The organism is Streptomyces cyanogenus (assembly GCF_017526105.1).
Lineage (GTDB): Bacteria > Actinomycetota > Actinomycetes > Streptomycetales > Streptomycetaceae > Streptomyces > Streptomyces cyanogenus.
Genome location: NZ_CP071839.1, coordinates 6,260,955 through 6,275,718, shown reverse-complemented (window position 1 = coordinate 6,275,718; position 14,764 = coordinate 6,260,955). Strand labels below are relative to the sequence as shown.

Below are 14,764 nucleotides of genomic sequence, written 5' to 3'. Positions count from 1 at the left end.
TCCGTGTCCTCAATCGCGGTCACTTCGCCGCCGGCGGCACATCACGCCGGGGCTCGTCGGGCAGATATGTCTCTTCGTCGACATCCTCGGGCTTCCCCTTGTGGCCGGCACCGCGTACGAGACCGGCACCACCACGCGTCAAGCCGTTACGCTCAGCTCCCGCGGCGGAGTTACGCGCTGAAGGCCTGCCTGTGACAGCCTCCGACACACCCGCACCGGTACGAGAGCCGGAAGAGCCGGGCGCCTTCACACCGGGCCGTACCGTGGACTCGGACGCTCCGAAGACACCACGCTGACCGAGGCGGCCAGGCGCGGACCGGGAGTTCGTCTGCGCTTCCCCACCGATGACCGTGCCACGGGGGATCTTCGCCCCGCCCTTCGCCGGGCCGCCGGTAGCCGTGGGGCGGCCACCGACCACTCCGTTGGAGCGGCCGGCGCCGGTGGTCGGCGCGGTGTTCCCCCGGGGTGTCGCCGTTCCACCGGGTCGCGGTGTACCACCGGTGACTGCACGCCCCATGGGAGAGGGAGTGGTGCTCCTACCTGCGGACTGTCCCGTCGGTGTCGTACGCCCCATCGGGTTTGTAGGGCCTTGTGCGGCTGTACGTCCGGGACCCGTCGGACTGGTCAGCCCGGTCGTACCCGCGCGGCCCTGAGCGAAGGGAGGGGTACGGTACCCGCGCGAACCGTTCAGGCTTCGACCCGACGTCGGGTTGGGGAGCGGCACACGGTAGCCGCCGCCACCCAGCGGATCGGGCTGGCCGCCGTTTGTCGGAGGCATGCCCGTGACCGGCGGGGTGGGGCCGGTCGTGTGGGTGGTCGTGGGCGGAGGAAGCGTGCCGGTGCTGTCGATGTGCGTACCGACGGGCTCCTCAGGGAGCGGAATGTTGCGGGTGGGGTCCGTGGCCGGGACCCGGGGCGTGGTGTCACCTGTAACTACATGCCGAGTGACATGGTCCGGCCCCACCGCAGCCGTGTGATGGCCGAGGGCAGGCGTCGATCCGGTTCCTGTGTGCGGAGAGCCGGTGCCGGACGTAGGAGAGTTCTCGCCGGACCAGTACGTGGGCCGAGGCACTCCGACATCGGGTACCGACGTGAAATCCGGCGTCTTGTCCTTGGCCGGTAGGGCCGCCAGAACCTCTTCCGAGACCGCGTAGTACGACGCCAACCGGTTCATCTGGTTGATCGCCTCTTGGCGGTCCTTCTCCACCTTGACGGCGGCGGCGTAGTCCTTCGCGTTCGCGGTCTTCTCGGCCTCGGTGAACTTGTCGGGCCGCTTCGGTTCCGCCCTGGTGTCACGAGCCGGCATGGCACCACGAACGGCCGCGAGACCCACCGCGGCAGCGGTGATCTGGTCGCCCGCCGCTCCGGCGAACTCGCTCAAGTGGTGTGTGTTGGTGACGAGGTTGTCACCCCAGCCACGGAAGGCCTCGCCCGATTCTCCGACCCAGTGAACCTGGTCGATGTTGGCCTTGAGGTCGTCGGCGGCCTTCTTGATGGCATCGCGCGCATCCCACAGAGCCTTACCGGAGGACTCAAGGTCCTCGGGGTCGGTCGACTCGACCAGATCGATCATCTTGTTCAGTTCGAGGTCGCGCTTGTCGAAGTCCGTCCTGGCGGCGACAGCCCGCCCGAACGGCGTGGCTTCGACCACCGGGCGTGCCATGCCGAGGAACGGGAGCGAACCGTCTTCGACACCTCTGACGATGTCCGCCATCGAGTTCTGCCGAGAGACGCGATGGAGGTCTTCCTCGTGCTTCTTGTCCGTCATCGTCACGCCTTCGTCTTGGTGCCGCTGCTGGCGTGCTGCTTGTCCTCCGCCTTGGGCTGGAGCTTCTTGATCTCCGCCTGGATCGCCCAGAACCGCTGACGCTGCTCCTCTTCGAGCTTGTCAAAGCCGTTGCGCGCACCCTTGACCGCGATTCCGATCGCCTCGATCTGCAGGTGCAGCGACCTGGACAGGGTCGTCAGCTCGTGATGGACCCTGGTGTACTGCTTGTACAGACCGTGGGCCTCAGGAAACTCGCTCTCCCCACCCGACGTCAGGGACGAAGCCCTGATCGTCTGGGCGCCGACTTTCGTCGGGTTACCCGCGGACCCTTCGAGGGCGCTTAGCACCTTGTCGACTTGACCCACGAACTTGTCCAGCGCTTCACCGCTGGCCTCCAGGTTCGCCGCCCTGGTCGCCGACACGCCCCCCACCATGTCTGACGGAAGCACGACGCTCCTCCCCGTTTCCCCGTACAACCATCGGCCCATCCGGAACCGGTGGCCGACCAACCACTCGCCGTACGATCGCAAAGCGAGCCGCGCCTCACAACGCGTTTACCACTCTAGTCAACCTGTCCAACCGGTCCAACCGACAGGTGTGTTGACTCGACGTCAGGGCCAATCCAACGTCACAGTTCGCCCGAATTGCCGTTTTGTAGCGCGCGAACACGCGCTGCTATGCAGTCGTGCGTCACCACCCCATCGGTCAACGATGGGCACACCTGAAGGCCTGAGCACGCCACTCTCATGTGATCTACGTCGAACCTCCACGCCCAATCGGTTCCGCGCTCCGGCGATTCCGGCCGAAAGACGTCACCTGGCACGCCGCGCCCGCGCGACGGCCACGCCCCCACCGCCGACCACGACGACCGCGGCCACGGCGCCGAGCACGACCCAGAGGGTGTTGTCGTCCTTCGACGACTCCGTGCTCGATCCTGCCGCCGAAGTACCGCCGGTAGAACCCTTTTCGGGGACTTGTGACGGGGTTGATGCGGAGGAGGAGGGAGAGGAAGAGGGCGTGGAGGAGGTTGCGGACTTGGCCAGCAGGTCTCCGCCGTTCCACTTGGCGAGCGGATCGACGTTCGCAGGGCCAGGGTTGTAATCGGGGTTCGCCAGAACCAGGCGGGGGCGAATGGTGCCGTAGCCGAGGTACCTGCTCGGGTCGTCCTTGGCCCACTTACGGCCGGCCGTGTCGATCAGAGCACGGGTTACCTGGTTCACCGTCCAGTCAGGGTGCGCCGACCAGATCAGCGCCGCGGAAGCCGAGGTGATCGCCGCTGCAGAACTCGTACCGTTCACATCGTCGCAGTACGAGCGGAAGGACGTGTCACACCAGCCGGGGAAGTCCTGGCCCGGTGCCGCGACGTCCACGTAGTTTCCGGACGAGGAAAACTTGGAGACCGTGCCGGATTCATCGGACGCCGCCACACCGACGACGTAATGGAAGGCGGCCGGGTATCCGATGTGGTCCCCTGCCTTTCCCCCCTCGTTGCCCACCGCCGCGATTAGCAGCTTGCCCTTCGAGGCCGCGTACTCGATAGCTGCCTCCTCCTTGGGGCCCGGCCCTTGAGCTCCGAAGGACATGTTGATGATCTTCGCGTCGGTGTCGGCTGCCGCTCTGATCGCATCCTCGGATTCGGGGGTCTTCTTCTTCTCTGCCGCCCCGCCCTTCAGATCGTCGAGCTCGATCCGGTAGGGAACGATCTTCGCATCGGGCGCCAGCCCCTTCAGGCCACCACCCGCTCCGGTGCCCGCGATGAGCTCGGCCATGGTGGTCCCATGGCCGGAATAGTCCACCGTTGCCCGGTATGCGACCGACTTGGGCGTCTCGTCAGCCAGTACCTGCCCCTTGAGCGACGAGGTGTTCGCGTTCACCCCGCTGTCGATGACAGCGACCTTCACGCCCTCACCCGTGCTGACCTTCCACATCTGCTCGGCCTGCATCGGCCCGAGGTACCACTGCTTCGCCTGGACGTCGTCCGCGACAGCGCCCGGCGCAAGACCCACAGTCACGGCCACCAGGGCACCGACAGCCGCCCCCACCACGCGCACTCGTCTGCCACTGCGTGCCCCGTGGAACACAGCCCGCTCCGCTCGTCGGCTCATCCCTGAATTCATCTCTTCCGTGTTCTCAATCGCGGCTACTTGGCCACCGGCGGCACATCGCACGGGCCAGTCGGGCAGATCCGTGTCCTCGTCCGCGCCCTCAGGCTCCCCCATGTGGTCGGCGCCGCGCAGAAGACCTGCCTGTGGCAGCCTCCAACGCGCTCCGGAGGACTCTAGAACCATTGCCTCCGCGTTCGCCGCCCTGGTCGCCGGCATGCCCCCGCCATGCCTGACGGAGTGGTCACCCACCGGCCCACGGCGGGGGTCCAGGACTCATCGCCCGTCCGCGCTCTCCATCAAACCTCCACGCTTGATAGATCAGCGGCGCTGCACCGCCATCCGAACAGACCGAGTTACGAGCTCAGATGATCTTCGAGGCAATAGACCTTTCGGTTCTCACCGGTCGACGCATTGACGCGGATCTGCGGTGTCCCAGCACGTCACGCCGTGTAAGGGCCGCCCGGAGCGACATGCACGAGCGGCCCGAGTGGCGGAGCAGGGAGGTTTACGGGGTCAACTCGAACGCCACTGCGGCCCGAGACCGGCAGGCACGAACCGGTGCTCAGCCCGGCGCAGTCGGCGCTTGCGACCCACACGGCCAGGTTCCGGTTGCGGTTCGGCCAGCCCGCCTGTCCGCAACAGCTTGGGGGCTTTCGGCAGTTGCCGCCGGTGTGCTGCTCATCGGCTGCTCAGGCTCGGTCACCGTGGAGAAGTCGAAGCCGACGCTGTCTGTGCCGGTCCGTGGCGTGGGCGCAGCGTCGAGGCCGCCTGGCTCCTCGCCGACGACGTCGGCCAGGCGCGCGAGGTCGGTGGGGCGCACGGCGGCGGTACCTCGACGGCACCGCCGCCTTTGCGTGTCTGCGGATCCCGGGGGCGGGACCCCAGGGTCAGGACGTCCGTGAGCCGCCGTGCGGCCGTCCGCCACGCCTGCGTCGTGCGTCCCGGACCGCCACCGCGGTCCCGGCCAGTCCCGCCACCAGGACCAGGCCACCCACGACCGTGTAGGTCGCCAGCCGGTTGTCGCGTTCCTCGGCCGTCTCACCGAAGTGCAGGGGGGTGACCGACGGGGCCTCGCCCCTGGCCATGCCGTCCACCGGTCGGGGGGACTGGAGGGGGTGCGCCGGATCCACGTCCGTGAGGGCCCTCAGGGGGTCCACGACACCCCATCCGACCAGCTTGTCATGCCCTGGAATCGAGCGCTCCGCGGTCTGTTCGATCTGGGCCACGACCTCCTGTGCCGTCCAGTGGGGGTACTTGGACTTCAACAGGGCGGCCACGCCCGCCACATAGGGCGCCGAGAAGCTCGTGCCGTTGTCCGAGCAGTGGCCGTTGCCCGGAACCGTGGAGATCATGTCGACGCCGGGGGCCGCGACGTCCACGAAGTCTCCGGACTGTGAGAAGGCCGCCCGTTCGTTGTTGCGGTCGGAGGCCGCCACTGCCAGGACGCCCTCGTACGACGCCGGGTACGTGGCCTTGACGTTGCCGCCCAGACCGTCGTTGCCGGCCGAGGCGACGACGACGACCTTACGGTCCAGGGCGTAGTCGACGGCCTCCTTCAGGGTCGAGTCCTTCGGGTCGAGCGGCTCGGAGGTGTCCTGGGAGATGTTGATGACGTCGGCGCCGGCCTGGACCGCGTACTTGATCGCGTCGGTGAGGGTTTTCGCCGTACCGTCGCCTTCGGCGTCGTTCTGCTTGATCGGGATGATCGTGGCGTCCGGGGCCAGGCCCACGAAGCCCGTGCCCTTCACCGGGCGGGCCGCGATGATGCCCGCCACGCGCGTGCCGTGGCCGACCGTGTCCGTGGTGCCCGATTTGTTGCCGCGGTCTATCTTCTCGCCCTTGCGGTTCTTGTCGGGCAGCAGGTTCCTGCCCCTGGACGCGTCCACGGCCTTGGTGAGCTGCGGGTTCTTGACGTCCACGCCGGTGTCGATCACGGCCACCTGGACGCCCTTGCCCGTGGACTGCGCCCACAACTCGTCCAGGTTGACGCGCTGGAGCGCCCACGGCCGGCCCGCGTACGGTTTCGACGGGAACGTGCACTGGCCGTCGTCCGCCCGGGCCGGGGCAGCGGGCAGGGCGACCACGGTGGTCGTCGCGGTGAGGGCCACCGCGGCGGCCACGACGGCCGTACGCGTGCCGGTCCCCGACGTCCTTGCCTTCAGCATGAGTTCGTTCTCCTCCGCCGACCGCTACGAACCCTGCGGCTGCCGCGCCGCCGCCTCCGACAGGCGCGGGCCCGTCGGCAGGAAGGTCGACCACTCCAGGGGAATGGGTGTGGGCGTCAACTTCTCGTAACCGAGACGGGTCTGGGCGATCTTGGCCTCGGCCAGCTCCTGCTTGCGCTTCTTGGCAGAGGTGCCGATGCCCTTGTCCTCGGTGGCGCTGTCGCTGTTGGACTGCAGGGCGTAGCGCAGGCCCGTGTCGGTGACCAGGAAGACGCCGCCGGCCTTGGTCTCCGTACCCTGGATCTGGCGGTAGAGCTGGCCGGAGCCCGGGGTGACGTAGGCGCTGGAGGAACCGGTGGGGAGCTGGGCGGGAAAGTCCTTGCCGACCCAGGTGGACAGGGTGGTCTTCCCCTTGCCGCCGACCGACCGCAGGACGTTGCAGACCGTGTTGCGGCCGCTGGTGGCGCTGGAGCCGTCGTTCACCGTCCTCGGCTTGTACGTCGGCCAGTTCTTGTCCTCGTCGAAGGTCGTGCTGTCCGCGACGGCGCCGGGACTGACCTGCTGGGCCTCGCCGGCCTGGCCCACGCCGACCAGCTGGCCGCTGTTGAGCAGGAGCGTGGCCGTGAACTCGGAGACACGGGCCACCTTCCCCTGCAGGACGACGTAGTAGCGCAGCACCTGGCCGTCGTACGCCTTGATGACCTCCCCGACCTTGTCGTACTGCGCCGGCATGATCCCGGCGCCGGCCTTGGCGCCGGGATCGCCGTCGATCCTCGGGATGGCGATCGGGCTTCCCTTGTGCAGGGTGGCGAGCCACTGCTGGGAGACGCGCTGCGGAGCGCGGCCGCGGGTGTCGAGGGCCTTGAGGAGTTCCTTGTCGCTCGGATCAGCGATCCGGTAGGCGGTGCCTCGCGCGTCAACGACGTACTGGGTCTTGCCGTCAGGGCCTACGACGTACATCAGGTCGCCGCGGCTGAGCTGGTCGGACCCGTCCGTCCTGGACCATTCCTTCTTCGCGAGGACGAACGCCGCCTTCTGGATGGTCCGGCCGCCGTCGCCGGGCCGCTCGCAGACCGCCCAGCGTTTGACAGCCTCGGCCTCCTCCGGGGAGGGCAGGCGGTCGGGGGCGTACGGAATGCCGATGGTGGCGCCGTGCGGAGGCTTGCCGCTGTCGAGGATCTTCTCGTCCACGGTGATGACGCTGGCCTTGCTGGGGTCCAGGAGCAGCTTGGCCGAGGCCATGTTGAGGACCGGGTGGAGCTGCTTCTGCTTGCCCGTCTTCAGGACGACGTACCGGGTGGTCGACTCGCTGGCGACGATGACGTGTTCCTCGGGTGTGTCCCAGCCCTTGGGTGCCGTGGGGCTGAACATGCCGATCGCACCGAACACCGCGAGGATCACGACACCGACGACGAGGCCGGGGACCAGTGCGCCCAACGGCTTGGGGGCGCCCTCCTCCGAGCCGGAGGGGGAGGGCTGCAGGAAGGACGCGAGCGTGCGGCGCTTCGCGAAGGTGTAGGCGTTGAGTTCGTCCCGCCGTGATGCCATCTGTGTCCGCTCTCTCCCCGTTGCGGAGCCGTGGGGGACCTGTGAAGATCCGTCCCCCGCCCTCGGTTGCCTCTGGTGCCTCGACTGTCAGACCCGGCCCCTACTATGCCTGTTGCGTGGACGTGCTGGTGGCACGGGTAGGGTGCTCAGGACTTGAAGGGACCGGAGCGCAAGGGTTTTCGGGAGAGTTCGGGGGTTTTGAAGTGATGGCTTCCGCAACGCGGACCCGGTCGCGATCGCAATCGGGGGCACGATCGGGTGGTGCGCGCCGGTCGGGTGCCCGCGGCCCTTCCTCCCGAGAGGGAGGCGCCGAGCAGGCGCTGCCCAGGCCCTATCAGGGCGCTTTCGCACCGCGGCTGGAGTCCCGTTCGGGCCGCGGCGGTTCGTTCGCGGTGCAGCGGCTGGTGCTGCTGGAGATCGCAGGCGCGCTCGTGCTGTGCGGGTGGCTGCTCGGCACGGCCGGGCTGATCGCCACCGCCCCCTTCGCAGTCGTGCTCGTGGTGCTCGCCGTCGTACGGCGCCGCGGGCGTTCCCTGCCTGAATGGCTCGGCACCCTGCTGGCCATGCGGGCGCGCATACGGCGGGCCGCGAGCACACCGGTGCCTCCGGGGACCGACTCCGGTCTCGCGCCCGCCGTGGAGTGCGACCCGACCCTGCGCACGTTCAGCCACAACCGCGGCGACGACCGCGACCAGCGGCCGATCGGCATGGTGGGCGACGGCGGCTTCCTGACCGCCGTGATCCAGGTGGAGTCGGACGTCGACGCGCTGCGCGCGGAGAGCGGCCGGCGATCGCTGCCGGTAGCCCTGGTGCGGGACGTCCTCGAAGTCGACGGCATCCGGCTGGAGTCGGCGCAGATCGTGGTGCACACCCAGCCGGCGCCCGCGCTGCACCTGCCCCAGCAGTCGGTCGTGGTCAGCAACTACGCACCGCTGCAGGCGCAGACCGGCTCCCCCGCGGTCCGCATCACCTGGATCGCGCTGAAGCTCGATCCCGAGCTGTGCCCGGAGGCGGTGGCCGCGCGCGGCGGCGGGCTGCTGGGGGCGCAGAAGTGCCTGACACGCTCCGCCGAACACCTGTCGAGCCGACTGACCGGCGCCGGGTTCCGGGCGAACGTGCTCACCGAGGAGGAGCTGACGGCCGCGATCGCCACGTCCGCGTGCGCCAACCCGATGGTGACGGCCCAGGCCGGGCGGGGCGAGGCGCCGCAGCGCCGGACCGAGGAGTCGAGCCGCAGCTGGCGCTGTGACAACCGCCGGCACACCACCTACTGGGTGCGCCGCTGGCCCCAGCTCGGTGGATCCGGCGGCTCGCTGGCCCAGCTGGTGGCCCAGCTGACCGCGGTTCCCGCACTGGCGACGACGTTCAGTCTGACACTGGCCACGGGTGCGCAGCAGGACGTGACGATCACCGGGCATGTGCGGATCACCGGCCGTAGCAAGCAGGAACTGACCGACGCGCGGCGGGATCTGGAGCGTGCGGCGCAGCAGGCGCGGACCGGGCTCGCGCGCCTGGACCGGGAACAACTCCCCGGCGTTCTGGCCACCCTGCCGCTCGGAGGTGCCCGCTGATGACCACGACGACAACGCCCACCCCGTCGGCTCCGGGCCTCGGTGAGCGGCTGCGCACCGGCTTCGGCCTGCTGGGCCCCCGTCATCCGAGGCACGCGCTGCCCGTGGAACAGGCGGACACGCTTTCCCTGCCCATCGGCGACGACGGCGTGGTGGTCGGCGTCAACAGTGAGGGCCAGCCCGCCGTGCTCGGCGTCAACCGCCCCACTGCGTACGACATGGTGCTCATCGGAGGCCTGTGGACCGCGCAGGTCATGGCGCTGCGCTCCGCCGCCACCGGTGCCCGGGTTGCCGTGGAGACCGGGCGGCCGCAGGCCTGGATGCAGATGGTGCATGCCATGGGCGGTGGGCAGAACGGGCTGTCCGTGTACGACGTGGGGCGGGTGCCGCCGCAGGGTGCCTCCGCGGGCACGCCGGTGCTGGTGGTGCGGGACTGCGGTATGCGGCCGCCGCGCGGGCGGGTGGTGTCCGGGCCCTGGCAGTCGGTGCTGACCCTGCTGCCGTATCTCAGCCCGGTCGCGCCCCGGCTGCTGCGGCAGGCGCGGCTTGCCGGCATCCAGCGGGTCTCGCCGGACGAGGCGGCCGAACTGGGGCGCACGATGGGGCTGTCGCGGACCGAGGTGGAGTCGCTGCCGGCGCTGCCCGACGGTGTCACCCTGTGGTGCACCGACCGTGACCGGCAGTATGTGCTGACCCAACCCACCGACGCCGAGATCGGATTGTTGGGCACGCCCCGACGGATGGACTGAACTGCCCTTTCCCGTCCTATTTGTTCACGCTGTGGTGGCGGCCGCGCGGTACGGGTGGGGTGTCTCCGGGCCCGCGGTGACCTGGTGGGCGGGCGCCGAGAGGCGGACGGGCCTGCCGAGGTGTGGCTCTTGGTGATTAGGCTGGGAGCGGGCGCGATGGCAGGACCCGTGAGCCGGGCGTCGGTGTCCCTGGGGGAGGGCCGGTGCATCGGACCGCCCGAACGACTACGGACGACTCGGTACGACACGACATGGTCGCCCCCGCACGGCATGAGGGTGCTCGACCACACCAGGAGGAACTGTGAGCAGCGATCGGGACGGGATGCGCGGGGGCTGGGACACACCCGGCGATGACCAGCCCGACGCGGAGGCCGTCGAGACCACCGGCGAGTTCACCATCGACTACGCTCCCCCGGCCTGGTACACGCAGAACGCGTCCGGTACGGCCGGGGACTCGGGCGGTGCCGGCGGTTTCTCCGGGGCCGCTGACGACTCGGGGGCTCCTGCCGCTCCGGGAATGCCTTTCCCCTTCCCCGCGGGCTCCTCTGCCTCGGGTTCCACGCCGCCACCGCCGACCACCCCGCCGGCGGGCACCCCGCCGCAGGGCACTCCGTACGGTCCGGCGCAGGGTGCGGCGTTCACTCCGCCGCAGGGGACCTCGTACGCTCCCCCGGTCGCCCAGCCCGCGCCGCCGGCCGGTGAGCCCGTTCCGATGCCGCGGCTGCCCGAGGGCTTCGAGCCGCAGCAGCCCCAGCCTGCCCCGCGGGACGTGCCGGCCGCGCCTGCCGTGGTCGAGCCGGAGACGGACAACGGGGACCTGGAGAGCGGGGCGACCATGCGGTTCTCCGCCGTCGCCCTGAAGCGCCAGATGGCCGAGATCGCCGAGCGCACGGCGGCCGACTCGGCCCCCGCCCGGTCCGAGGGCGACGGCTCCGCGGAGGGCACGGCCACGGCGGGCGACGAGGGCGCGGGGACCCTCCCGGGGGCCTCGTCCGTCGCGGAGGGCTCCGCCGGGGCGTCGGACGCGTCCGGTGCCGTGCGGTCCGTCGATGCCGGGAGCGCCGAGGAGCGCGTCGAGCAGCCCGGTGGCGAGGCTGCCGGGCAGCAGGGCGCGGTGGCGACGGCCGCCGCCTCGGACGGCTCCGGGCCGGATGGCGACGAGCAGGAGGGCGAGGGATCCCCCACGCCGGGTGCCGCCGGCTCCGCCGACATCGGGAACGGTGCGGCGGAGGGCGACACCGAGAGCGGTGCGGCCGACGGTGACGCCGAGTCCGGTGCGACGGAGGGTCACGCCGAGGCCGATGCGGCCGAGGAGGGCGGCGCCGAGCTGGGCACCTCCCAGGAGGGTGGCGCCGCCGCCGTGCGTTCCGGTGCGTCGGAGGGGGCTGCCGGGGCAGCCGTGCCTTCGGATGCGCCCGAGGGAGCCGCCGACTCCGCGCAGGTCTCCGGTGCTTCGCAGCCGTCGGACGCAGTGGCCGAGAGCGGTGTGCCGCAGCCGGGCACGCCCGAGGACAGCGCCCCGGCCGACAGCGCCTCCGCCAACGCCGCCCAGCAGCCCGCCCCCGGACAGCCCGGCGGATACGGCTTCCCGCCAGCCGAAGCCCAGCAGGCCGGCGCACCCCAGCCCGCTCCCGGACAGCCCGGCGGCTACGGCTTCCCGCCGCCCGGCGTCCAGCAGGCCGGCGCGCCCCAGCCCGGGCCCGCCGCACCCACCACGCCCCCCGCTTCCCCGGCTGCCCCGGCGCCCCAGGCCGCCCAGCCCGGCTGGGCACCGCCGCCCGCGCCGCAGAACGGGCTGCCCCCGCTGCCGCCGTCGTACCAGCCCGCTGCCCCGGCTCCCGCGGCCCAGTGGCCCGTACAGCCCGAGCCGCAGGCGGCCGCCCCGCAGCAGCCGGCGCCGATGCCCGGTGCACCCGTTCCCGCGGCCCAGTGGCCCGTACAGCCCGAGCCGCAGGCGGCGGCCCCACAGCAGCCGGGGCCGATGCCCGGTGAGCAGCCGCAGCCGGCGGCCGCCCAGGGTCCGGCCGGCGTGCCCGGCCAGCAGCCCCCGTTCCAGCCGCAGGCCCCGCAGCCCGCACCCGCCGCGTGGCACCAGCCCGACCAGGCCTCCAACCAGCCCAACCCGGCCGCCCATAACCCCCACCAGCCCGGTGGCCCCAACCCCCCGGCACAGCCTGGCGGTTACGGCTTCCCGCAGCCCCCGGCCGCGCAGCCGGCCCCCAACGCCCCCACCCCGCCCAGCGGCTACGGCTTCCCTCAGCCGGGCGGCCCCAACCCCCCGGCACAGCCTGGCGGTTACGGCTTCCCGCAGCCCTCGGCCCCGCAGCCGGCCCCCAACCCGTCCAGCGGCTACGGCTTCCCCCAGTCCTCGGCCCAGCAGTCGGCACCCGACTCCGCCGCCCCGGGTGCCCCGCTGGCTCCCCAGCCGCCCGTCGACCCCCGCTCCGGTGCCGGCTGGCCGCAGGCCGTGCAGCACGATCAGCGGCAGCCGACCAACCCCGGTGCCGCGCCGCTCGGTTACACCGCTGCCGTGGAGCTGTCCTCGGACCGGCTGCTCAACAACAAGAAGCAGAAGGCGAAGAGCGGGCGGCCCGCGGCGGCGGCCGGCCGGTTCAAGCTCGGTGGCAAGAAGGAGGAGGCCGAGCGGCAGCGCAAGCTGGAGCTGATCCGTACGCCGGTGCTGTCCTGCTACCGGATCGCGGTCATCAGCCTCAAGGGCGGTGTCGGGAAGACGACGACCACCACCGCGCTCGGCTCCACCCTCGCCACCGAGCGGCAGGACAAGATCCTCGCCATCGACGCCAACCCGGACGCCGGTACGCTCGGGCGGCGGGTGCGCCGGGAGACCGGGGCCACCATCCGTGACCTCGTCCAGGCCATCCCGTACCTGAACTCGTACATGGACATCCGGCGGTTCACCTCCCAGGCCCCCTCCGGTCTGGAGATCATCGCCAACGACGTGGACCCGGCCGTCTCGACCACGTTCAACGACGAGGACTACCGGCGCGCGATCGACGTGCTCGGCCGGCAGTACCCGGTCATCCTGACCGACTCCGGCACCGGCCTGCTGTACAGCGCCATGCGCGGGGTGCTGGACCTCGCCGACCAGCTCATCATCATCTCCACGCCGTCCGTGGACGGCGCGAGCAGTGCCAGTACGACGCTGGACTGGCTGTCCGCGCACGGGTACGCCGACCTGGTCTCGCGGTCCCTGACCGTGATCTCCGGGGTCCGCGAGACCGGAAAGATGATCAAGGTCGAGGACATCGTGGCGCACTTCGAGACCCGGACCCGCGGGGTCGTGGTCGTGCCCTTCGACGAGCATCTGGCCGCCGGCGCCGAGGTCGACCTCGACATGATGCGGCCGAAGACGCGCGAGGCGTACTTCAACCTCGCCGCGATGGTCGCCGAGGACTTCACCCGCCACCAGCAGGCCCACGGCCTGTGGACGAGTGACGGCAACCCGCCGCCGGTGGCCGCCCCGCCGATGCCGGGCCACGCGACGCCGGGCCAGCCCTACGGCACCGGTCAGCCCTACCCGCAGGCCCCCGCCCAGCCGTATCCGCAGGCGCCCGGCCAGCCGACCCCGCAGGCCCCCGGTCAGCCCTACCCGCAGGCGCCGGGGCAGCCGTACGCGCAGGCCCCCGGCCAGCCATACGTCCCGGGGCAGCAGCCGTACCCGCCGCAGCAGCCCTATCCGGGGGCGCAGCAGCCGGGCTACCCGCAGCCCGGACAGCCCCAGCCGCAGCCCCAAGCGCAGCCGCAGCCGCAGCCGGGCCAGCAGCCCCCGCCCCAGCAGTAGGGCCGCGGACAAACGGAGAAGGGCGGCCGGTGCTCACCGCACCGGCCGCCCTTCGCGCTTCGCGCCTCGGCGAGGGCTACTCGTCCGCCGCCACGATCTCCCGGCACCGCTTCACATCCGCGGCCATCTGCTCCAGCAGGTCCTCCAGCGTGTCGAACCTCGCCTGGCCGCGCACGTACGCGAGGAAGTCGACGGCGACGTGCAGGCCGTACAGGTCGAGTCCGACGCGGTCGATGGCGTACGCCTCCACCGTGCGCTCGGTGCCGTCGAACTGCGGGTTCGTGCCGACGGAGATGGCGGCCGGCATGGCCTCGCCCTGGGCGTGCAGATAGCCGGCGTACACGCCGTCGGCGGGGATGGCGGTGTGCGGGAGCGTCTCGACGTTGGCGGTCGGGAAGCCCAGCTCGCGGCCGCGCTGGGCACCGCGGACGACGACGCCCTCCACGCGGTGCGGGCGGCCCAGGATCTCGCGGGCGCCCGCGACATCGCCCTCGGCGACCAGGCGGCGGGTCAGCGTGGAGGAGAACGGCTCGCCGCCGCCCGCCTCACCGGTGACGTACAGGTCGACGACCTCGACCTCGAAGTCGTACACCTTGCCCTGCTCGACGAGGAACTCGACGTTCCCGGCCGCCTTGTGGCCGAAGCGGAAGTTCGGGCCCTCCACGACCGCCTTGGCGTGCAGCTTGTCCACCAGGACCTTCACCACGAAGTCGGCGGGCGACAGCTTCGAGAACTCGGTGGTGAAGGGGAGGATGAGGACGGCGTCGACGCCCAGCTCCGCCATCAGCTCGGCACGCCGGTGGTGCGGGGCGAGCAGCGGCGGGTGGCTGCCGGGGCGGACCACCTCGCTGGGGTGCGGGTCGAAGGTGACCACGACGGCCGGGACGCCCAGTTCGCGGGCGCGGTCGACGGCGTGCTTGATGATCAGCTGGTGGCCGCGGTGGACGCCGTCGTAGGAACCGATGGTGACGACGCTGCGCCCCCAGTCCTCGGGGATGTCCTCCAAGCCACGCCAGCGCTGCACTGTGACCGCTCCTCGAACCCTTGTCCGTGTCT

The 14,764-nt window shown here is 71.2% G+C and carries 9 protein-coding genes; 3 read left to right on the top strand and 6 right to left on the bottom strand.

Going from position 1 to position 14,764, the window contains the following annotated elements; all coding sequences use genetic code 11:
• Positions 1–19: 19 nt before the first annotated feature.
• From S1361_RS28375 to eccB, 5 genes are all read right to left on the bottom strand, one after another.
• On the bottom strand, positions 20–1,768 hold the full coding sequence (locus tag S1361_RS28375; RefSeq protein ID WP_208034743.1) for a hypothetical protein: 1,749 nt from the start codon (positions 1,766–1,768) through the stop codon (positions 20–22).
• 2 nt (positions 1,769–1,770) lie between these two features.
• Positions 1,771–2,190 (bottom strand): hypothetical protein, encoded by a 420-nt coding sequence (locus S1361_RS28370; protein WP_341829350.1) that lies wholly within the window; start codon positions 2,188–2,190, stop codon positions 1,771–1,773.
• 390 nt (positions 2,191–2,580) lie between these two features.
• Positions 2,581–3,819: a S8 family serine peptidase gene (locus tag S1361_RS28365; RefSeq protein WP_279577659.1), complete on the bottom strand. Its 1,239-nt coding sequence runs from the start codon at positions 3,817–3,819 to the stop codon at positions 2,581–2,583.
• A 941-nt stretch (positions 3,820–4,760) separates the two neighbouring features.
• Positions 4,761–6,038 carry a type VII secretion-associated serine protease mycosin gene (gene mycP, locus S1361_RS28360; RefSeq protein WP_208034741.1) on the bottom strand — a complete coding sequence of 426 codons (1,278 nt, stop codon included), beginning with the start codon at positions 6,036–6,038 and terminating at the stop codon, positions 4,761–4,763.
• 24 nt (positions 6,039–6,062) lie between these two features.
• On the bottom strand, positions 6,063–7,586 hold the full coding sequence (gene eccB / locus S1361_RS28355) for a type VII secretion protein EccB (protein ID WP_208034740.1): 1,524 nt from the start codon (positions 7,584–7,586) through the stop codon (positions 6,063–6,065).
• Positions 7,587–7,792: 206 nt separating this feature from the next.
• Here eccB and eccE point away from each other — a divergent pair, with 206 nt between their 5' ends.
• The 3 genes from eccE (at position 7,793) to S1361_RS28340 (ending at position 13,708) form a co-directional block, all read left to right on the top strand.
• Entirely contained in the window at positions 7,793–9,157 is a 1,365-nt protein-coding gene (eccE, locus tag S1361_RS28350) for a type VII secretion protein EccE (protein ID WP_208034739.1), read from the top strand.
• Positions 9,157–9,906, top strand: coding sequence for a hypothetical protein (locus S1361_RS28345; RefSeq protein WP_208034738.1), 750 nt, complete (start codon positions 9,157–9,159; stop codon positions 9,904–9,906). The genes eccE and S1361_RS28345 overlap by 1 nt, the downstream gene beginning before the upstream one ends.
• Before the next feature lie 301 nt (positions 9,907–10,207).
• The gene (locus S1361_RS28340) at positions 10,208–13,708 is read left to right on the top strand and encodes an SCO5717 family growth-regulating ATPase (protein ID WP_208034737.1); all 3,501 of its coding nucleotides are present in this window, start codon (positions 10,208–10,210) and stop codon (positions 13,706–13,708) included.
• Between the two features lie 76 nt (positions 13,709–13,784).
• Here the strand turns inward: S1361_RS28340 and S1361_RS28335 are convergent, their stop codons facing one another.
• Positions 13,785–14,732 carry a bifunctional riboflavin kinase/FAD synthetase gene (locus tag S1361_RS28335; RefSeq protein ID WP_208034736.1) on the bottom strand — a complete coding sequence of 316 codons (948 nt, stop codon included), beginning with the start codon at positions 14,730–14,732 and terminating at the stop codon, positions 13,785–13,787.
• Positions 14,733–14,764 lie beyond the last annotated feature (32 nt).